Annotated in this window: 18 protein-coding genes and 3 pseudogenes; 14 read left to right on the top strand and 7 right to left on the bottom strand. The window is 52.0% G+C overall.

Annotated elements, in window-relative coordinates; translation table 11 throughout:
* Nucleotides 1-42 precede the first annotated feature (42 nt).
* From DXA93_RS04110 to DXA93_RS04130, 5 genes are all read left to right on the top strand, one after another.
* Nucleotides 43-1,227 carry an iron-containing alcohol dehydrogenase family protein gene (locus DXA93_RS04110; protein ID WP_055220163.1) on the top strand — a complete coding sequence of 395 codons (1,185 nt, stop codon included), beginning with the start codon at nucleotides 43-45 and terminating at the stop codon, nucleotides 1,225-1,227.
* A 188-nt stretch (nucleotides 1,228-1,415) separates the two neighbouring features.
* The gene (locus tag DXA93_RS04115; RefSeq protein WP_055219993.1) at nucleotides 1,416-2,360 is read left to right on the top strand and encodes an AAA family ATPase; all 945 of its coding nucleotides are present in this window, start codon (nucleotides 1,416-1,418) and stop codon (nucleotides 2,358-2,360) included.
* Between the two features lie 6 nt (nucleotides 2,361-2,366).
* A complete protein-coding gene (locus DXA93_RS04120) occupies nucleotides 2,367-3,497 on the top strand; it encodes a DUF58 domain-containing protein (protein ID WP_082424612.1) in 1,131 nt (376 codons plus the stop codon).
* Nucleotides 3,488-4,492: a hypothetical protein gene (locus DXA93_RS04125; RefSeq protein ID WP_119207763.1), complete on the top strand. Its 1,005-nt coding sequence runs from the start codon at nucleotides 3,488-3,490 to the stop codon at nucleotides 4,490-4,492. The genes DXA93_RS04120 and DXA93_RS04125 overlap by 10 nt, the downstream gene beginning before the upstream one ends.
* A complete protein-coding gene (locus DXA93_RS04130) occupies nucleotides 4,444-4,866 on the top strand; it encodes a DUF4129 domain-containing protein (protein WP_119207764.1) in 423 nt (140 codons plus the stop codon). The genes DXA93_RS04125 and DXA93_RS04130 overlap by 49 nt, the downstream gene beginning before the upstream one ends.
* Nucleotide 4,867: 1 nt before the next feature.
* Here DXA93_RS04130 and spoVAC read toward each other — a convergent pair whose 3' ends face one another.
* Genes spoVAC through DXA93_RS04145 form a run of 3 tightly spaced genes read right to left on the bottom strand, consistent with a single transcriptional unit; the run spans nucleotide 4,868 to nucleotide 6,408 of the window.
* Complete coding sequence (gene spoVAC / locus DXA93_RS04135; protein ID WP_022461770.1) at nucleotides 4,868-5,341, bottom strand: stage V sporulation protein AC; 474 nt, start codon at nucleotides 5,339-5,341, stop codon at nucleotides 4,868-4,870.
* A gap of 19 nt (nucleotides 5,342-5,360) precedes the next feature.
* Nucleotides 5,361-5,783 (bottom strand): stage V sporulation protein AB, encoded by a 423-nt coding sequence (locus DXA93_RS04140; protein WP_055219986.1) that lies wholly within the window; start codon nucleotides 5,781-5,783, stop codon nucleotides 5,361-5,363.
* The gene (locus tag DXA93_RS04145) at nucleotides 5,740-6,408 is read right to left on the bottom strand and encodes a stage V sporulation protein AA (RefSeq protein WP_055219984.1); all 669 of its coding nucleotides are present in this window, start codon (nucleotides 6,406-6,408) and stop codon (nucleotides 5,740-5,742) included. Before DXA93_RS04145 ends, DXA93_RS04140 begins: the two co-directional genes overlap by 44 nt.
* A 157-nt stretch (nucleotides 6,409-6,565) precedes the next feature.
* Here DXA93_RS04145 and spoVAD point away from each other — a divergent pair, with 157 nt between their 5' ends.
* From spoVAD to DXA93_RS20475, 3 genes and pseudogenes are all read left to right on the top strand, one after another.
* On the top strand, nucleotides 6,566-7,585 hold the full coding sequence (spoVAD, locus tag DXA93_RS04150) for a stage V sporulation protein AD (RefSeq protein WP_119207765.1): 1,020 nt from the start codon (nucleotides 6,566-6,568) through the stop codon (nucleotides 7,583-7,585).
* Between the two features lie 13 nt (nucleotides 7,586-7,598).
* Nucleotides 7,599-7,955: a SpoVA/SpoVAEb family sporulation membrane protein gene (locus tag DXA93_RS04155; RefSeq protein WP_118742015.1), complete on the top strand. Its 357-nt coding sequence runs from the start codon at nucleotides 7,599-7,601 to the stop codon at nucleotides 7,953-7,955.
* 156 nt (nucleotides 7,956-8,111) lie between these two features.
* A pseudogene (locus tag DXA93_RS20475) lies at nucleotides 8,112-8,773 on the top strand (methylated-DNA--[protein]-cysteine S-methyltransferase).
* Between the two features lie 99 nt (nucleotides 8,774-8,872).
* Here DXA93_RS20475 and DXA93_RS04165 read toward each other — a convergent pair.
* On the bottom strand, nucleotides 8,873-10,075 hold the full coding sequence (locus DXA93_RS04165) for a MalY/PatB family protein (protein ID WP_055219980.1): 1,203 nt from the start codon (nucleotides 10,073-10,075) through the stop codon (nucleotides 8,873-8,875).
* Nucleotides 10,076-10,250: 175 nt separating this feature from the next.
* Complete coding sequence (gene proB, locus DXA93_RS04170) at nucleotides 10,251-11,333, bottom strand: glutamate 5-kinase (RefSeq protein WP_226906324.1); 1,083 nt, start codon at nucleotides 11,331-11,333, stop codon at nucleotides 10,251-10,253.
* A gap of 278 nt (nucleotides 11,334-11,611) precedes the next feature.
* Between proB and DXA93_RS04175 the strand changes: the two genes are divergently transcribed.
* Nucleotides 11,612-12,694, top strand: a complete 1,083-nt coding sequence (locus DXA93_RS04175) for an NUDIX domain-containing protein (RefSeq protein WP_119207766.1) — start codon at nucleotides 11,612-11,614, stop codon at nucleotides 12,692-12,694.
* A gap of 169 nt (nucleotides 12,695-12,863) precedes the next feature.
* Here the strand turns inward: DXA93_RS04175 and DXA93_RS04180 are convergent, their stop codons facing one another.
* Nucleotides 12,864-13,457 carry an ECF transporter S component gene (locus tag DXA93_RS04180; protein WP_022461779.1) on the bottom strand — a complete coding sequence of 198 codons (594 nt, stop codon included), beginning with the start codon at nucleotides 13,455-13,457 and terminating at the stop codon, nucleotides 12,864-12,866.
* Between the two features lie 110 nt (nucleotides 13,458-13,567).
* Nucleotides 13,568-13,966: a DUF3783 domain-containing protein gene (locus DXA93_RS04185; RefSeq protein WP_226911627.1), complete on the bottom strand. Its 399-nt coding sequence runs from the start codon at nucleotides 13,964-13,966 to the stop codon at nucleotides 13,568-13,570.
* 145 nt (nucleotides 13,967-14,111) lie between these two features.
* Here DXA93_RS04185 and DXA93_RS04190 point away from each other — a divergent pair, with 145 nt between their 5' ends.
* From DXA93_RS04190 to DXA93_RS20480, 5 genes and pseudogenes are all read left to right on the top strand, one after another.
* Nucleotides 14,112-14,978: a class I SAM-dependent methyltransferase gene (locus DXA93_RS04190; RefSeq protein ID WP_118594863.1), complete on the top strand. Its 867-nt coding sequence runs from the start codon at nucleotides 14,112-14,114 to the stop codon at nucleotides 14,976-14,978.
* 218 nt (nucleotides 14,979-15,196) lie between these two features.
* Nucleotides 15,197-16,482: pseudogene (locus tag DXA93_RS04195) on the top strand (aminotransferase).
* Between the two features lie 130 nt (nucleotides 16,483-16,612).
* Nucleotides 16,613-18,031: a L,D-transpeptidase family protein gene (locus tag DXA93_RS04200; RefSeq protein WP_119207767.1), complete on the top strand. Its 1,419-nt coding sequence runs from the start codon at nucleotides 16,613-16,615 to the stop codon at nucleotides 18,029-18,031.
* Between the two features lie 21 nt (nucleotides 18,032-18,052).
* Nucleotides 18,053-19,102 carry a D-alanine--D-alanine ligase family protein gene (locus DXA93_RS04205; RefSeq protein WP_119207768.1) on the top strand — a complete coding sequence of 350 codons (1,050 nt, stop codon included), beginning with the start codon at nucleotides 18,053-18,055 and terminating at the stop codon, nucleotides 19,100-19,102.
* A pseudogene (locus tag DXA93_RS20480) lies at nucleotides 19,099-20,477 on the top strand (UDP-N-acetylmuramoyl-tripeptide--D-alanyl-D-alanine ligase). Before DXA93_RS04205 ends, DXA93_RS20480 begins: the two are co-directional and overlap by 4 nt.
* The last annotated feature ends 65 nt before the right edge of the window (nucleotides 20,478-20,542 follow it).

Raw genomic sequence — 20,542 nt, forward strand, 5'->3', positions numbered from 1 at the left:
AAAATTTTCGGCACGCTTTCTGAAAGAAAGGGGAAAAATAAGATGAATCCATTCGAATTTTCGATTCCACAGAATATTATTGTCGGAGCAGGAACGCTTGCCAAACTGCCGGAGTGTGCCAAGAAGATGGGCGGAACCCATGCGATGATTCTTTCCGGTCCTACCCTGAAAAAAATGGGCGTTGTGGACAAAGCAGCGGACAGCCTGAAAGCGGCAGGCATCGCAGCCGATATTTTCACAGATATTGAGGCGAATCCGTCTGTGACGACAGTAGAAAAAGCAACCGAGAGCTATCTTGCTTCCGGCGCAGACTTTCTCGTAGCACTCGGCGGCGGTTCTCCGATGGATGTAGCAAAGGCCGTCGGTGTGACGGCAAAATACGGCGGAAGCATCACGGAATACGAAGGCGCACACAAAGTGCCGGGAAAAATTGTCCCGCTGATTGCCATTCCGACGACTGCGGGAACCGGCTCCGAGGTGACCGCATTTTCCGTGATCACCGACCACAGCAGAGATTACAAGCTGACCGTATTCAGCTATGAACTTCTTCCAGAGTACGCGATTCTCGATCCGGAACTTTTAACTTCCGCTCCGGCATCCGTTGCGGCAGCCTGCGGTATTGATGCTTTTATCCATGCGGAGGAGGCTTATATTTCCACAGCCGCATCTCCGTTCTCCGATGCCATGGCAGAAAAAGCGATGGAATTGATCGGTAAAAATATCCGCCGTTTCGTGGCGCGCAGAACCGATCTCGAAGCCGCAGAGGCGATGCTGACCGGTTCGCTGTTCGCGGGTATTGCATTTTCCTACGCAAGACTTGGAAATGTCCATGCAATGAGTCATCCTGTGAGCGCCTTCTTCGATGTGCCGCACGGCGTGGCAAATGCCGTTCTGCTTCCGGTCATCGCAGAGTACAATGCACTGGCAGACCATGGAAGATATTTGAAGATCTACAACTACATCAGCGAAATCCCGGCATACGCCGATGAATTTGAGCCGATGATGCTGGTCGGCGCGATCCGCGAGCTGACCGCAGCCATCGGAATCCCGGCCAGCCTGACCGATGCGATCCGCCAGGCGGCAAAGGGAAAAGAAGTGACAGCAGAGGAGATCGAGAGCAAAATCGTGCCGATGACGGTAGATGCGATGAAGAGCGGAAACATCGCCGTCAACCCGAGAGCGTCCTGTCAGCAGGACATCGAGGCGCTGTACCGGAAAGCACTGTAAGAGACAAGCTAATTTATAGAAGAAACCGTAAAGGGCGATGCTGTGAAAAGTATGTACAGCATCGTCCTTTTTCTGCTTGTATTCCGAAAATATGTGCTGTAAAATAAATTTATCGTGCTGTTCTCACAAAACAGAGCAGCGAGGGGTGGATTTTTTTTATTAAATCTTACTATTGGAGGAAGCAAAACATGGAAAATAATGTATTGCAGCAATTAAAAGAAAATATCGCAAAGGTCATGATCGGAAACGAGCGCACGATCGAGCTTGTCCTGACCTGCCTTGTTGCCAAAGGTCATATCCTGCTCGAGGATGTCCCGGGGACAGGAAAAACGGTCATGGCGAAATCCCTTGCGAAATCCGTCGAGGCAGAGTTCGGCCGCATCCAGTTCACACCGGACTTACTGCCGTCCGATGTCACCGGTCTCAATTATTTTGATGCCAAAAGCGGAGAGTTTGTCTTCTCGAAAGGCCCTGCCTTCTGCAACATTCTGCTTGCCGATGAGATCAACCGTGCAACGCCGAAGACGCAGAGCAGCCTTCTCGAGTGCATGGCTGAGCGCCAGATCACCGTGGACGGTGTGACACGGCCGCTCGAGGAGCCGTTCCTCGTCATCGCCACGCAGAACCCGCTCGAGACGCTCGGAACCTTCCCGCTGCCGGAGGCGCAGATGGACCGTTTTTTAATGAAACTTTCGATGGAAGCATTAAGCCCGGCGGAAGAGACACAGATGATCGCCCGTTTCCTGACCGAGGAGCCGCTCGCCGAGCTGTCGTCTGTCTGCCAAAAAGAAGAAATCCGTACCCTGCAGGAGGCGTGTAAAGAAGTCTACCTGCATCCGGAACTGGTACAGTATCTCGTCCGCATCGTACAGGAGACGAGAGTCAACAGCAAAATTGCAAGCGGTGTGAGCCCGCGTGGAACACTCGCATTTTTACGTGCCGTACAGGGCCACGCGCTGGTGCAGGGACGAAACTACGTTGTGCCGGAGGACTTCAAGACCGTGGCTGTTCCGGTACTCGCACACCGTCTCACCATGCAGATCGGCGCAGACGACGGAAGAGCCGCAGAATCGGTGATCGAGGAAATTTTAAACCGCATCGATCTGCCGACCGAAAACTGGTCAGGAAGGTAACGGACTATGCTTCTTTTATTACTATTTGGAATGGCGCTTGCCTGGTTTCTGCAGAAAAAGCTGTACCAGAAAAACTGGCAGAAAAATCTGAAAATCCAGGTCAGCTTCCAGGATTCTGCGATCTATGAGGGCGAGGAGAGTACGTTAAAAGAGGTCGTCGTAAACGACAAACTGCTGCCGATTCCGGCACTCGAGCTTGGCATTTCGATGAGCCGCAATCTGGAATTCGACCGCGAGGCAAAAGCAAACGCGAGCATCACCGACCAGAGCTACAAACGCGATGTCTTTTCGTTCCTGTTTCATCAGCAGATCACGAGAACACTGCCGTTTCAGGCGAAAAAACGAGGATTCTACGAGATCACCGGTGCGCATGCCGTAGCGTACGATCTTTTTTTCCGGGAGGGTCTTTACAGCGATTACCCGCAGCAGACACAGATGTACGTTTACCCGCGCCAGGTCGATACTGCACGGATTCAGATGATCTGCCGTGCCGTGTCGGGCATGGTTCTGTCACGGAATCGCCTGTACGAGGACCCGTTTGAATTTTCCGGTATCCGCGATTACCGGAAAGAAGATCCGATGAACCGCATCAACTGGAAATCGTCGGCACGGATGGGAGATCTGATGGTCAACCAGTTTGACGCGACGACGAGCGTGGAAGTTACGGTGCTTCTCGATATCGAGGACGCCAACATTCTGCGTGAGGAAGCGCAGGTCGAGGAAAGCATCCGCATCACGTCTTCGCTTGCGGCGCGGATGGTGAAAAATAAGATGAATCTGTGGGTGAAGAGTAATGCGAAAGATGAGGAGACCGGCGAGAAGCTGCGTATCCATCTGGCAGCGGGCGCCGGAAAAACAGCGGAGCTGAACCGGAAACTGGCGTGCGTGCAGCTTGGGGGCAATCTCACAGGCAGCGCGGAGTTTCTGCACAAAGAGGCGGAAAAAGAGCTCACCGGCCACACCTACGTTGTCGTATCCAAAAACAGAACCGATGAGGTCCGTGAGGCGCTTCATCTGCTCTCCGGTGCGCAGAACCAGGTGCTGTGGGTGATTCCGTATCTGCCGGGCGAAGAAGTTCCGTCGGAGCAGAACCGTGCGTACACCGCAATCGGCTGGGAGGTGAAACCATGGAAATAAAAAAGACACCGGTACAGATCCCGCTGACCTGGCTTCATGTCTGGCTTTTATTCGCTGGCATCTATGGCTTTGCCGCCGGTTTTCTGGAGCTGACGGGAAGGGAGGCGATGTATTTCTGCGCCATATCCTTATTGATGCTGATTCCGGCCGCCGCAAGCTGGATTCTGATCCGGAAAACGAAAGCACTCTGGCAGTTTCTGCTTGGCGGAATTGCGGTCTGCGCGGTGACGTATCTGGCAGCGAAATTTTTCTGTTCCCTGTTCAGCGTGCAGGCGGCAGCGGTAATTGAAGCGGCTGTGGCGGCAAACGATGGAAAAAACAAGTTTGAGAACGGTATTTCTCCTGCATTTTTGGAGAGCCTTTCCGGCGTGATGACGGGTCTTATGGCCGCTGTGATTTTCCTGATCCGCGGCTATGTCAGAATCCGCAAAGGCCAGTTAAAGAAAGCAGCGCAGGAACTGCCGGCCGGCTCAATGCCGCTGGCGGATATGGAAGCGTGGGAGATCCCGACGCTCCTCGATGAGCCAAAGCCCCTTCATTTTCTCTGGTTTATGATACAGTATGTGATCGGTGTGCTGATGAAAATGCCGTTCTACTGGCATCTGATCTACTGGTTTTTCTTTGCAGATGTATTCCTGTGCTTCTTCTGCCAGTACCTCGACGGCATGCACGGGTTCATCCGTGACCATCAGAAAATCGCCAATCTCCCGGTGGAGACGATGCAGCGGACGGGAAAACTGATCCTGAAAATTGCAGTACTCCTTCTGGTACTGTTCGTGCTCCCATCGGCGCTCTACGGAAAGGATCCGATTGCGGAGCGATCGCAGGATATGAGCCGAAAGAGCTGGAAAGCGATCTTACGATCGAAACACCGGAGGCCGAGGCGCCGCAGGGCATGGAGCAGGCCGATCTGTCCGATATGTTGGGGGACAAAGAGTACAAACCGATGCCGCAGTGGATCCAGAATCTTTTTACGGCGGTCATGTATCTTGTGATGGTTGCCGTCGGAATCGCGGTTCTGCGGGCGATTTACCAGAGCGTAAAAAATGCGGGAAAAGCCTTCTCAGAGGATGAGGAGGACGAAGTTCTCTTCCTGCATCAGGGAAACGACGAACGGGAAAATCTGCCGTGGCGGCGGGAAAAGAAAGAGGGCTATCTCTCCCCGAATATGCGTATCCGCCGGAAGTATAAAAAAACGATCAAAAAAGCCGGAAAATACCAGCCGACCGGAGCCGAAACCCCGGCGGAGCTGGAAGAGAGAAACGAGCTTTCCGGCGACAGCATGAGACGGCTGCACGACGGCTATGAAAAAGCCCGTTACAGCCGCGAGGGCTGCACAAAAGAAGAGGCGGAAGCGCTGCGGAACTGATTTAAAACCAGTTCCCGGCAGCGGTCCACAGCCAATAGAGAAAGCCGAGCAGCCAGCTTGCAAAGACACCGTACAGAATGACAGGTCCGGCGATGGTGAAAATTTTCGCACCGATGCCGAAGACCTGTCCTTCTTTTTTATATTCAATCGCAGGAGCTGCAACCGAGTTGGCAAAGCCGGTGATCGGGACGAGCGCACCGCAGCCGGCAAAGGTGACGATTTTCTGATAGATGTTGAGGCCGGTTAAAATCACACTGCTAAGGATCAGAATCAGCGAGCACCAGGAGCCGGCGTCATCTTTGCTGAGCGAGAACTGCGTTTTGCCGATATGGAGCAGAATCTGCCCCACAACACAGATCAGACCGCCGACGATAAAGGCTTTTGCCATATTGCAGAAGAGATTCTGCTTTGGCGTCACCTCTTTGACAAACTGTTCGTATTCTTTTTTTGCCCGTTCACTTTTTAAACTCTGCATCACATCTTACCTCCAGTTCTTATTGAAATCCACTTGCAAAATAATAGAGAGAGCCCGCGATTTTCCCTGCCGCCATGCAGAGAATTACAAACGGCAGTCCGCGCGTCAGTCCGATCCGGCGGCAGAGGATCGAAAACAGGTTGACGACTTCGCCGAGCGCGATGATCCAGCTTCCCAGATAAATGCCCGCAAAAAGCCAGAACACACCGGCCGTCCAGGAGGGCAGGGAAAACGAGAAGGTGCCAAGCGAGAAAAGATCGCCGAACAGCGCCCCGGCCATACAGCAGCATTCGTAAAAACGCAGGCTCTCTGCTGTCTTTGTGATGCCGGCGTACCGTGTCACGATGCCAAGGCCGATCACAAGCGCGACAAGGCCGCTCGCGATGAAAAAGCCAAGGCTAAGACCGGCTGTGATCAGCAGGATCTCTGGCAGGATTCGCATGAAAAGCCTCCTTTCCTTTACCGGAGCGGTCGTTCTGTTCGATAATGGTCGTATCGATATCATCCTCGTAGACCCGCATTTCCACCTCGAGCGGCGTCGGGTCCTGCGTGAATTTCCGCCGTCCGAAATGGTTGAAATAGAGCACGACGCCAAGGCCGATGCCGATGGAATATGAAATTTCCAGCACCGAAAATCCGGGCGTCATCTGCGGGAGAAAACGGGTGTAAACATCCAAAAACAGCTCGCGGACGCCGATGTCGGTGTGGAAGGTCATAATGGAAAACGCAGTTCCGATAAACGTAAGGATGCCGACCAGAATCGTTTTGCACCAGCTGATCCAGGTGTTTTTCTGACGCGGATCCTCGTACGTTAAAATAAAATTCGGCTCGCCGATGTGGGTGACATCGACGTGCTCCTCGGCCTCCGTGACGAGGCGGACGAGGGTGGAGGCGGAGCAGACGTAGCGCCCGTATCCGTCATCGGGAAGATGCGCCACGCGGCGGACCTGATTGCGGGCGAGGACAGCGCCGTCTGAACAGGAAAGCTGCGCCACATCGCCGAGCGTCACGACGGGACTGGTGATTTTGATATTCCGCTCCGTCTGAAGATACAGCATTTCACTCATGAAAAACATTCCTCTAAAAGTTTCTGAAACAGGATTTTTGTGCTACAGCGTACAGAGTTCCCTAAAACAGGAAAATCATGCGTAAGAATGGAAAAAACGGAAATACTGAAGGTCAGAAATGGTAAGACGCAAAATAAGAAAACGGAGGAATTTGCCGATGAGACAGATGACAGGAAAGCAGAGCATCTCGTTTGCCAAAGCCGTCTATATCGAGGGCAGCGCGGCGATTGTAGGAGAAAAGGAAAAGGATGGACCGCTGGGCGAATACTTTTCGCACACGCTTTCGGACCCGATGTGCGGGCAGGAGAGCTGGGAGGAGGGCGAGAGTGAACTGCAGCTTGCCACCGCGAAGCTGGCAATGCAGAAAGCCAATGTGAGGCCGGAGCAGATCCGCATGATTTTTGCGGGCGATCTTCTGGCACAGTCAATCGCATCATCGTTCGGCCTGGTGGATCTGAACTGCCCGCTCTACGGCCTGTTCGGTGCCTGCTCGACGATGGGAGAGGCGCTTTCGCTTGGCGCGATGGCAGTCGCAGGAGGATACGGTGACCGGGTGCTGACGGTGACATCGAGCCATTTTGGAACAGCGGAGAAGGAGTTCCGTTTTCCGCTCGCCTACGGAAACCAGCGCCCGCCGTCCGCGAGCTGGACGGTGACGGGAAGCGGCGCGTGTGTGCTTGGAAAAACGAAGAGCAGAGTGAAAATCACGGGCGCTACGACGGGAAAAATCATTGATTACGGGCTGAAAGACAACCAGAACATGGGCGCCTGCATGGCCCCCGCTGCGTGCGATACGATTGCACAGAACCTCGTCGATTTCAACCGGGAACCGGCCGATTACGACCGCATTGTGACGGGAGATCTCGGCGTTGTGGGGCGGGAAATTCTGCTGGAGCTGCTGAAGAAAAAAGGATACGATATCTCGGAACAGCACAGTGACTGCGGCATGCTGATCTTCGATCCGGCAAAACAGGACACCGGCGCGGGCGGAAGCGGCTGCGGCTGTGCGGCATCGGTGCTGGCGGAGTATCTGCTGCCGAAGCTGGAAAACGGAGAGTGGAAGAGGATTCTGTTTGTACCGACTGGTGCGCTGATGTCGAAGGTCAGCTTTCAGGAGGGCAGCAGCGTGCCTGGTATTGCACAGGCGGTTGTAATCGAGCGGGAGGAGGATGTGTAAAATGGGAACGTTCATGGAATATTTCAATGCCTTCTGGGTCGGCGGCCTCATTTGTGCCCTGTGCCAGATTCTGCTCGACCGCACGAAAATGCTGCCGGGAAGAATTATGGTAACGCTTGTGTGCATGGGCGCGGTGTTGAGCTTTCTGGGACTCTACGATCCATTTGCAGAATACGCCGGGGCAGGCGCGTCGGTGCCGCTGCTCGGATTCGGGCATCTTTTGTTTCAGGGAGTAAAAGATGCCGTAAAAGAAAGCGGATTTTTAGGATTGTTCCAGGGCGGATTAAAGGCGGGGGCTGTCGGAACATCAGCGGCGTTGATTTTCGCGTATCTTGCAAGCTGGATTTTCCAGCCGAAGATGAAAAAATAGCAGGTGAAAAATTGCGCAGAAGCAGGCGGAATGATATAATAAAGAAAAATGCCGCAGAAAAAAGCAGAATCGCAGCGGCAGGACGAATACAGAAAAAGCGGGTGTTTTGCGGAAAAAATATCAAAACACCCGTGACAGGAAGAAAGGAAGTCTGCAATGAAGACAAGAGGAGAAGCATTAGCCTACGGTCTTTCTTTCCAGGACACATATCAGGAAGCGCCGTTCCACGATGACAACTGGCAGCTCATCCGCGTGAAAGGAAGCAAAAAGGCATTTCTGTGGGTCTATGAAAAGGACGGAATCATTCAGCTGAATGTAAAAGCAAACCCGGAATGGCGGGACTACTGGCGCGATGCATTCGCGTCAGTTATCCCGGGATATCATCAGAACAAAGAACATTGGAACACGATTCTCCTCGACGGAACCGTACCCGATGACGCTGTGCGTACCATGATCGCCGAGAGCTACGACATCATCACGGACAGCCCGACCAAAAGAATCTATGAGGCGGTAAAGCAGATTCGCGCGGAAAAGTGGCGACATACGGCCAGATAGCAGCGCTTGCAGGCGAGCCGAAGATGGCGCGTGCCGTGGGAAACGCCTTACATAAAAACACAGATCCGGAGCACATTCCATGCTACCGTGTGGTAAACTCCAAAGGCGAACTGGCCGCGGAATTTGTCTTCGGCGGCGCCGGGAAACAGGCGGATATGCTGGAGGCAGACGGCATTGTGCTGGAAAACGGCCGCGTCAATTTAAAGAAGTACGGCATCAACGTGGAAGAGATGCTGGCACAGCGGGAGCTGGAGCACAACTGAAAAAACAGGATGCACAAAACAGCGAAAGACCGGAACGGCAGAGGAAAATGTCCGTTTCGGTCTTTCATTATGTTTGGCTTATAAAATTAGAAAATACAATTATTTCGCATTGAATACATACTTATCCATACGGTCAAATGCCTCTTTCACAAGCACATGCGGCAGTGCCAGATTCAGGCGGATCGCATACGGTCTGTGGAACGGCCGTCCGTCCTGCCAGATCACGCCGACAGCAACACCGGCTTTCAGCAGTGTATCCATATCGGTATCATGCTCCTTGCACCACTCCTCGCAGTCGAGGTACAGCATGTACGTTCCTTCTGGTTTGGAAAGCTTCACGCCCTTGAAATGCTCGAGAATGTAGTTGTACGCATAATCCGCATTCGATTTCAGCACTTCGCGCAGTTCATCCACCCACTGGTATCCCTCCGGACGGTAAGCGCCGATCAGCGCATGAACAGAGAGTACGTTCGGAGAATTGTAGTGAGAAAGGGACGAAGCCTTCTCCACACGGTCGCGCAGCATGCGGTTGTAGATGATGTGGTAGGAGCCTACAAGGCCAGCCAGGTTAAAGGTCTTGGACGGTGCATAAAGTGCGATGGTGCGCTCGCGTGCATCCTTCGAAACGGACTGCGTTGGGATATGTTTGAAGCCCGGCAGTGTCAGGTCAGACCAGATCTCATCGGAGATGACAACGCATTCATTTGCTTTGTAAATTTCCATCGCCTTTTCAATTTCCTCGCGCTCCCAGACACGGCCTGTCGGGTTGTGCGGAGAGCAGAAAATCGCGAAATGAATGTTGTGTTCTTTTAACTTGCGGTCCATATCGGCGTAGTCCATACGCCATACGCCGTTCTCATCCTGAACAAGATCGGAGAGAACGATATTGCGTCCGCAGTTCTCAAGAACACCGGTAAAACCGATGTATGTCGGGGAATGCAGAAGAATGGATTCGCCCGGGGATGTAAAAGCGGCAGCAGCCGAAGCAACACAGCCGAGCACGCCGTTCTCATAGCCGATCGCCTCACGCGGCAGATCTTCCACACCGTTGCGCTCTTTCTGCCAGCGGATGATGCTGTCAAAATATGCATCCGGCAGATTAAAGTAGCCAAAATGCGGTTCGTTGACTCTCGCGTGAATTGCTTCCTGAATGGTCGGAAGAGACGGGAAGTTCATGTCGGCCACCCACATCGGGATGCGGGAGAAGCCCTCTTTGACTTCCGCACCCGGAATCGGGATCTGATCGACAGCGATCGAATCGTGGCCGCTGCGGTTCATCAGAGATGTAAAATCGTATTTCATTGGTAAAAACCCTCCTTTGTGTTTGCTGTGCTCTCGAAGTAAAACCAAAAGCACATGGAAAACCGGATGCAGCTTCCTTTCCTCGCTGAAAGAAAAACCTGCAGCCGGCTGAATACAAATATTATAACACGGAGGGGAATTTTCGTAAACAAAAGAATGCTTTATTCGGCACCATTTATTCCGCGCCGATCCAGTTATCGCGGTTGATTGCTTCCGTGTGGCTGGTGCTTTCGTTCATGATTTTCTGCAGATCCGGCCGGTCATAGTTGACAATGCCCTTTCCGAGATATTCATGGCTGCCGCGCCGGAAGACGCTGACGACATCGCCTTTCTTAAAATCGCCTTCGACTGCCACGATGCCTTTGGGAAGCAGGCTCTTTGCCTGAACAGCAAGTGCTTCTGCGGCACCCTCATCGACGTAGAGGTTGCCCGCACTCGGCGCATAGAATGCCATCCACTGCAGACGCGTTTTCATGTTGTGGCCGCTGGCGGTAAAGTACGTTCCTTTTGCGGTTCCTTTCACCGCACGCACAATGTTGTTTTCCTCCGCCGAGGAGCAGATCAGAACCGGCACACCGGCTCTTGTGGCAAGCGAAGCGGCGGAGAGCTTCGTTGTCATGCCTCCCGTTCCGTTGCCCGATCCCGCACCGCCTGCCGCAGCAGTGAGCTCCGGCGTGATCTCATTTACCACGTCGATATGGCGCGCATTCGGGTCACTCTTTGGATTGGCAGTGTAGAGCCCGTCGATATCGGTCAGCAGAATCAGAAGCGATGCATGCAGCATCGCAGCCACCTGGGCGGAGAGCGTATCGTTGTCGCCGACCTTCAGCTCCTCAATCGCGATCGTATCGTTCTCATTGATGATCGGAATCGCACCGCGCCCGAGCAGGACGGAGAGGGAGCCGAAGATGTTTTTATAGCGGCGGCGGTCCTCAAAGTCACTGCGGTTCAAAAGAATCTGCGCACACGGAATCTGGTACGCCATCAGATTTTTCGTGTATTCCTCCATCAGAAGGCCCTGGCCGACAGCAGCGGCAGCCTGTTTATCGGCAATTTTCGTCGGCCGTTTTTTAAAGCCGAGACGGGAAAAGCCTGCGGCGATCGCACCGGAGGAAACGAGAATCACATGGTGGCCTGCCGTCTGCAGCGCGGCAAGCTGGGTCGTAATGTTCCGTATTTTTTCAGCATCCATGGTTCCGTCTGAGAGTGTCAGGGAGCTGGTGCCGACTTTCACAACTATCGTCTGTTTTTCCATCATGAAAACCTCAAATGTAAGAAATGATAAGAAACGTTGTTTACGGGTGACAAAACATCAATTACAGACACTTTAACACAGTACTGTGTGAGAGTCAAGAAGATGCGGAATGGTCGTTACATTTTTCGTGAAAGATCTGCAAAAAGATAGAAATTTGTTGCTGGAATTCTGAAAAAGTATGGTAGAATAGAAAACGAGAAAAAGGTGTGTGCAGAAATACATTTTTCCTGAAAAACAAAAGAAGCGGAAAGAAGTCCGGCACACGACGGAGGGAGTCAAAGATGGAGGAAAAAACAGAAGAAAGAGGCAGAGGCTGCATGACAACGCTGTGCTACATCGAAAAGGATGACAGCTATCTGATGATGCACCGCACGGTGAAAAAGAACGATGTCAACAAGGACAAGTGGATCGGCGTCGGCGGCCATGCGGAACTTGGCGAAAGCCCGGAGGAATGCCTGCTGCGTGAGGTAAAAGAGGAAACCGGCTACACGCTGACGAGCTGGCGTTTCCGCGGTCTCGTTACCTTTGTGACAGAGGCAGAAAACAGCAAAACGGTGGAGTACATGGAGTATATGTGTCTCTACACGGCAGACGGATTCACGGGAGAACCGACTGCATGTGATGAGGGCGAACTCGCCTGGGTGAAAAAAGAGGACGTCCTGCACCTGAATCTGTGGGAGGGAGACAAAATCTTTTTCCGCCTTCTGAATGAAGACGAGCCGTTTTTCTCCCTGAAGCTGCGGTATGTGGGCGACACGCTCGCAGAAGCGGTGCTGAACGGAAAACAGATGGAACTTTTTGAGGAGCGCTCAGGCGACGGCACGCCGACCGGAACCATCGTAGAGCGCGGCGTGGCGCACAGTGAGGGACGGTGTCACGGAACGGCACATATCTGGATTGCACGGGCGAATGAGAAGAGCGGCTGTGAGGTACTGCTGCAGAAAAGGAGTGCCTGGAAAGATTCGAATCCGGGCTGCTACGATATTTCAAGCGCCGGCCATCTTTCGGCGGGCGATATGTATTTGGAAGGGGCTCTGCGGGAAATCGGCGAGGAGCTCGGCATCCACGCAGAGGCAGAGGAGCTGAGGGATCTTGGCCTGCTGGAAAAAGTATCACACGGTGTTTTTTACGGAAAACCGTTCCACGATCATGAGGTCAGCGCCGTGTATCTTTACACGAAGCCGGTCGAGGCGGAAAAACTGCATCTACAGGAGTCGGAAGTAGAAGCAGTCCGCTGGATGGATCTCAAAGAGTGCCAGAAGGCGGTAAGAGAAGGAAGCATTCCCAACTGTATTGATATCCGGGAACTGGAAATGATTGAAAAAGCGTGGTTCGCCGGAGAAAAAACAAAAGATGAGGAGTAAGAGAAGATGAAAGAAAATGGATTCATCAACGAGAAGCTGACCCCGAAGCACGAGGAAGAAGAGGAAGCAGCCACCGCTGAAAAATAAAAAGAAATGCATGAAAAAAGTCACCGGTTCGAAATAGAACATGGTGACTTTTTTTGATATCGCGTAAATGAAATTTGTTTTTTTATTTCGCTGCTGCCTTTACCTGGCTAAACAGTCCGGATTTCTGAAGAGCCGGACGCAGTGCCATGTAGATGACAACGGAAGCGATGGTGGAAAGTACGGCGTTGATGGAAGTTGCCGCTACGTTCCAGCTTAAGGTAACCTCTGCTGCCGGTTTTCCAAGAAGAACCAGTTTGTAGAAGTAACCGATGAGCGGATCGAAGATCACATTGAACAGAAGTCCGCCGATGGCTGCAAGCAGTGCCCATTTGAAGATCTGTTTCTGATCGGTCTGCTCGTTGATTTTACCGATTTTGTGTGCGATCAGTCCTGCGATGAGGCCGATGCAGAATTTTAAGATGAAGGTCTTTGGTGCGTATACCACATAGACCGGATCGAGAAGATCTCCGATGGTCATGCCGATCGCACCGCCGATTCCGCCGTAAACACCGCCGAGAATCAGTGCACCGAGCACACAGACAGCGTTTCCGAAATGGATTGAGGTGGCATCTCCGCCTGGCAGCCAGATTTTGAACTGCAGGAAGGTGAAGACAACGTAGGAAAGGGCTGCAAAGACACCTGTCATTGCGATTTTCCAGACTTTTTCATTTTTCATAACAACGCACTCCTTTGGTATCTGGAACTTTCGTTCCTTGATTGCACCCTATTATAGGGAGTGGTGGCATGAAGAAAAAGTTCCAATTCCGGATTTTTTGACCAGACCAGTTATTTCCGGTACGATTTCATTTTTTCGTGTTCTTCTTTTAATTCTCTGTAGAGCTGCAGCGAATTCCACGCCTGGTTCTGCGTTGTGACGATGGCTTTGAGGGCGATCGGCGGCACTTTTTTCCGGCGCATTTCGGTGAGAAAAAGATCGAGTTTCCGCTCGGAAAAGCCGGCCATGACCATCATTGGTTCATCAAATCCGGCGCCGTCATAGGCTTCGGGGGATTCTGCAAATGCTTTATTTCCGGCAAGAAATCCGATCGACTGGAGATACTGTTCCGGTTCCACAATGCGCACGCGGATACCGAGCTTTAAGAGAACCGGCTTTAAAAGCACAGCTGTTTTCGTTCCTTTGATCTGATATAAGAGTACGGTTTCCATGAGAAAAATCCTTTCCACGGGCAGATTTCCGGATCAAATGCGCGGATGCCCAGAACTATGATATAAGAAATGTTTTGGAAAAACAATACTTTTATGGTATCATAGGAACGTACAATTCAGAACACGATAAATTTTGAGATAAAAGAGAAAGGAAACCAATAAAATGTGGATAGCAGATGGATGGAAAGATTATGAAGTGCTGGATACGTCCGGCGGAGAAAAACTGGAGCGGTGGGGAGATTACCTTCTGGTAAGACCAGACCCGCAGGTCATCTGGAACACGAAAAAAGAAAATCCGGGCTGGAAAAAGAAAAACGGCCATTATCACAGAAGCAGCAAGGGCGGCGGAGAATGGGAGTTTTTCCATCTGCCGGAGCAGTGGGAGATCAACTATAAAGACCTGACCTTCCGCCTGAAACCGTTCAGCTTCAAACACACCGGCCTTTTCCCGGAGCAGGCAACGAACTGGGACTGGTTCGGCGATCTGATCCGCCGTGCCAACCGCCCGATTAAAGTGCTGAACCTGTTCGCCTACACGGGAGGCGCAACGCTCGCAGCGGCCGCAGCAGGCGCAAGCGTCACACATGTCGATGCATCCAAAGGCATGGTCAACTGGGCAAAAGAGAACGCTGCCGTGTCCGGCCTTTCGGACAAGCCGATCCGCTGGCTTGTGGATGACTGCACCAAATTTGTCGAGCGCGAGATCCGCAGAGGCAACCACTACGACGCGATCATCATGGACCCGCCGTCCTACGGAAGAGGACCAAAGGGCGAGATCTGGAAAATCGAGGAGTCGATTCATCCGTTCATCAGGCTCTGCACGCAGCTCTTAAGCGATGACCCGCTGTTCTTCCTTGTGAATTCTTACACGACAGGACTTGCACCGGCTGTCCTGACGTACATGATTTCCCTGGAATTAAAACAGTACAAAGGCCACGTAGAAGCACAGGAAATCGGCCTTCCGGTCAAGTCGACCGGCCTTGTTCTGCCGTGCGGTGCATCGGGAAGATGGCAGTCTGACAACGTTTAAAACATCTTTTGGCAGCGGACGTATGTCCGTCATACGAAAAACATTTGGCTGAAATTGCAGGAAATGAAGTATAAAACTGCAAAAAGTGGGATAAAATGCTGAAAAGTGTATAAAACATGCAAGTTCTCCTTGACAGAAACTCATGATCTGGTAAAATGGTCTTTAGTTGAGCAAGAAACCTGAAAAACGGGTAAGGAAAGTACAAGGGAGGACGTTTCATGAAACCGTATATCGAATGGACCAAAGAAGAATTAGTTGCCGAGAAAGCCAGACTGGAGCAGGAATTTGCAGAGGTAAAAGCAAAAGGCCTTAATCTGAATATTTCCAGAGGAAAACCTGCAGCAGCCCAGTTAGATCTCACGGAAGGAATGCTTACCGTTCTCTCGAAAAATGAAGACACCTTCGCAGAAGATGGAACCGACTGCCGGAACTACGGTGTACTGACCGGTATTCCGGAAGCAAGAAAACTGATCGGAGATATTTGTGAGGTTCCGGCGAAAAACGTCATCGTTTACGGAAACGCCAGCCTTACCATTATGTTTGATACCGTAGCACGTTCGTTCCTGAAGGGCGTTGCAGGCTGCACTCCGTGGAACAAGCTGGACAAAGTAAAATTCCTCTGTCCGGTACCGGGCTATGACCGTCACTTCGGTGTAACCGAGTACTTCGGCGTTGAGATGATCAATGTTCCGATGACGCCGGAAGGACCGGACATGGACATGGTAGAAAAACTCGTTGCAGAAGATGACGCCATCAAGGGAATCTGGTGTGTACCGAAATACTCCAACCCGCAGGGCTACACCTACTCCGATGAGACCGTCAGAAGATTTGCAAACCTGAAACCGGCAGCCAAAGACTTCCGTATTTTCTGGGATAATGCATATATCATCCATCACCTGTATGATGACAGACAGGATCACCTGCTGAACATCATCGAGGAGTGCGAGAAAGCCGGAAATCCGGATATGGTCTATGAGTTCGTATCCACCTCGAAAGTAAGCTATCCGGGAGCCGGAATTGCAGCTCTCATTTCTTCTGAGGCAAACCTCAAAGAGGCACAGGAGTACATGAACTTCCAGATCATCGGTCATGATAAACTGAATCAGCTGCGCCATGTAAAATTCTTCCAGAACCTGGACGGCGTGATGAATCAGATGAAAAGCATGCTGAGATCTTAAGACCGAAATTCGAGGCAATTCTGCAGGTAATGGATCAGGAGCTGAGCGGCCTTGGCATCGCTTCCTGGACAAAACCGAACGGCGGATACTTCATCTCCTTCGATGCGATGGAGGGATGCGCAAAGAAGATCGTTGCAAAAGCAAAAGAGGCCGGTCTTACCATGACAGGCGCGGGCGCAACGTATCCATATCACAACGATCCGCAGGATTCCAATATCCGTATCGCACCGTCCTTCCCGACACCGGAAGAGCTGGAAATCGCAGGTCAGGTATTCGTGCTGAGTGTCAAACTGGTCAGCGTGGATAAGATTCTGGAAAGCAAATAACAGATAAGTAAAAATACAAAAGCCGGATTCTCCCGGGGGACACAGTTTTTGTGAACTCTGGTGTGGGAGTTCCGGCTTTTTTCTATCAGAAAATTAAAAAGAAATTTTCTATGGGACAGAAAGGAAAAACATGAAAAAGAAAGTAATAGGAATTGCCGCAGGACTCATACTCCTTGCGGCCGCAGGCGGTTACGCGGGCGTGGGGCATTACTATGCATCCCACTTTTTCCCGAAAACCGCGATCAACGGACTGAACTGCGCAGGGCTGACCGCAGAGCAGGTCAAAGAGGAAATTCAGAAGCACATTGTGGATTATACACTCAGCATTACCGAGCGCGGTGGAAAAACAGAGACATTAAGCGGCACGGAGATCGGCCTCACGTATGTGGACGACCACGCGGTGGAAAAACTGCTGGAGTCCCAGAATACCCTTGCCTGGCCTGCGTTTTACTGGAAAGACAAGGAAAACCAGGTGGCGGCGGACTCTGTCTATGACAAAGAAATGGTGCAGGAAAAACTGCAGACGATGGAAGGGTTTCAGGAAGAACAGCAGGAAGCGCCGACGGATGCTTATCTGACGGATGACGGAACCTCGTACGTCATTGTGCCGGAAACAGAGGGCGCGCAGGTGGACTATGAGAAGGCAGAACAGGCCGTCATCGAGGCGCTGGATGCCGGAGCGGCGAGCGTGGATCTGGAAGAGAAAGATGTTTACCGGAAACCGGGCATTACGCAGGATGATGAAGCACTGAATAGGGAAATGGCGGAATTGAACCACCTGACAGCGGCGCGGATCACGTATGCAATTGGTGAAAACAGCTATGCCATAGACCGGGCGACCTTACAGAGCTGGCTCGTACAGGGGGAGGATGGAACCTGCACGATTTCGCAGGACGAAGCGGCAGCTTTTGTGCGCCATATGGCGTATGAGACGGACACCTTCGGGCTGGCGCATACCTTCAAAACGAGTCTTGGCGCGACCATTAACCTGAATGCGGGCGGCGATTACGGCTGGTGCATCGACAAGGAGGAGACGACGCAGGCACTTCTGCAGGCGATCGAGGACGAAACACAGGGAAATCTCGACCCGGTTTACCTCTATACGGCCAATGACCGTTCGGCAAATGATATCGGAAATACATACGTCGAGGTGTGCATTTCCCAGCAGAAAATGTGGTGCTACAAGGATGGCGTTCTGGTGACGGAAACACCGGTCACAACGGGCAATCATGCGACGGGCTATGACACTCCGGCAGGCAGTGTCTGGGCGGTGGATGCGAAAAAAAGTGACTGTGATTTCAAGCTCTATCCGAGCCATGTCATGTTCTGGCTTCCGTTTAACGGCGACGTCGGAATCCACGATGCGAGCTGGCGTACCGAGTACGGCGGGGACATCTATCTGACGAACGGATCCCACGGATGTGTGAATACCCCATACACAGAAGCAGAAAAAGTGTTCAATGCTATTGAAATTGGTGACCCGGTTATCGTATACTATAGCCTGGACGATGTAACAGGGCCGCAGCCCACACAGCAGACCGGTCTATAAAGATAAAGGAGATTAAAATAGATGAAGATAGTAGTATTAGCTGGAGGAACCAGCACAGAACGTTCGGTATCCATCACTTCCGGAACTATGGTATGTAAGGCACTCCGCGAGAAAAATCATCAGGCAGTTCTTGTTGATATTTTCTGCGGGATCGAAGTGAACGGAAATCTGGAAGATGCATTTGCAGAAGAGAACTATGATGTAGACAAAGCAGCAGAGTACATGCACAGCTTTGATGAAAAATTAGATGAGATGATCGCATCCCGCCGCAGATTCTTTGGAAGAAACGTGCTGGAGCTCTGCGAGGCAGCAGACGTTGTTTTCCTTGCCCTGCACGGCGCAAACGGAGAGGACGGAAAGGTACAGGCAACGTTTGATCTGCTCGGTATTCCGTACACCGGAACCGGCTATTTAAGCAGTGCCCTTGCGATGGATAAATCCATCACCAAACAGTTTTTCCGCGCACACAACGTGCCGACCCCGAACGGCGTTACCCTGAAAAAAGGCCAGGAGAGCGAGCCGCTTTCCAGCTTCGGACTGGAGCTTCCGGTTGTTGTAAAACCGTGCTGCGGCGGATCCAGCGTCGGTGTTTATATCGCGCATACGAACGAGGAATACTGGCAGGCCATGAAGGATGCTTTCTCCTATGAGCCGGAAGTTGTTGTTGAGGAATATATTGAGGGAAGGGAGTTCTCTGTCGGTGTTGTAGACGGAAAAGCATATCCGATCATCGAGATCGCGCCGATCGAAGGCTTTTATGATTACACGAACAAATACAAAGCCGGAGCTACTGTTGATACCTGCCCGGCCGTACTGACGGAGGAGCAGACGAAAGAAATGCAGAAGCACGCAGAGGACGGCGCTGCCGCTCTCGGTATCGAAAACTACTGCCGTCTCGACTTTATGATGCGCAAGGACGGAAGAATGTACTGCCTCGAGGCAAACACCCTTCCGGGCATGACCCCGACCAGCCTTCTGCCGCAGGAGGCACAGGTACTCGGCATTTCCTATCCGGAACTCTGCGAGCTGCTGATCCAGCTTTCTCTCAGAAAAAGAGGTAACAACGCATGAAAAATATGACACTTGCGCACATCACAGAGGTGTGCGGCGGAATCTACTTCGGACCGGAAGAAAAGAAAACAGCGGAAGTCACGGATATCGTGACGGACAGCCGGAAAGCGGGAGAGGGAAGCCTCTTCGTTGCAATTCCGGGTGAGCGTGTGGACGGCCATAAATTTATCCCGAACGTGGCTTCCCAGGGCGCACTTGCTGTCATTTCCGAGCAGAAACTTGAAACACCGCCATGCCCGTATATCCTCGTGAAGGATTCCATGGAGGCCATTAAAGCAATGGCAGAATACTATATGCAGCAGCTCAATATTCCGGTTGTCGGCATTACGGGAAGTGTTGGAAAGACCAGTACAAAGGAGACGATCGCGTCGGTGCTGGCGCAGAAATACCGTGTGCTGAAAACGGATGCGAACTTTAACAATGAACTGGGACTGTCACTTACTGTTTTCCGCCTGCGCGAGGAGGATGAGATGGCGGTTCTCGAGATGGGAATCGACGATTTCGGCCAGATGCACCGTCTGGCGAAGATCGCGCGCCCGGAGACTGCAGTCATCACGAATATCGGCTGGTGCCATCTGGAAAATCTGAAGACGCGAGATGGTATTTTACAGGCAAAAACCGAGATCTTTGATCATCTGCGTGAGAACGGGCACATTATCATCAATGGGGACGATGATAAGCTGTCTACTGTTGGAACGGTTCACGGCATCAAGCCGGTTCATTTCGGATTGGATGAAAAGAACGAATATTATGCCGATGAGATCGAGAGCCAGGCTTCCGCGGCATTTCCTGCCGGATTCATACCCCGCAGGGGAGCTTTTCTGCACTGATTCCGATTCCGGGACGCCATATGGTTTACAATGCGCTGGCCGGAACTGCAGTCGGATGCACGTACGGGCTGACGCTGGAGCAGATCAAACAGGGAATCGAGACACTGCAGTCGGTGAGCGGAAGATTCCACATCATCGAGACAGGAAAATACACCGTTGTCGATGACTGCTACAACGCAAACCCGGTTTCGATGAAGGCATCTCTCGATGTTCTGAAAGAGGCGAAGGGAAGAAAAGTGGCTGTACTCGGCGATATGGGCGAGCTTGGAACCGATGAGGCAGCACTCCACGCCGAAGTCGGCACACACGCCGGAACCTGCGGCATTGACGCCCTCTACTGTGCGGGACCGCTCTGCGAGCATCTTGCAAAAGCGGCAAAAGAGGCAGACCCGAAACTGGAAATCCGCCATTTCGCAGACCGCGAGAGCCTGATGGCAGAACTGCCGAAACTCTTACAGGACGGGGATCAGATTCTGGTAAAGGCATCGCACTTTATGGAGTATGGAAAGATTGTGGAGATGCTTGAAACAGCACAGAAATTATGATAAAATTTTAAACTGGAAAGTACCCATGACAGGGTGGTAGCCTCCCGAGCTAATGAATACATAGG

It is taken from the genome of Blautia sp. OF09-25XD (genome assembly GCF_003482095.1).
GTDB lineage: Bacteria > Bacillota > Clostridia > Lachnospirales > Lachnospiraceae > Fusicatenibacter > Fusicatenibacter saccharivorans.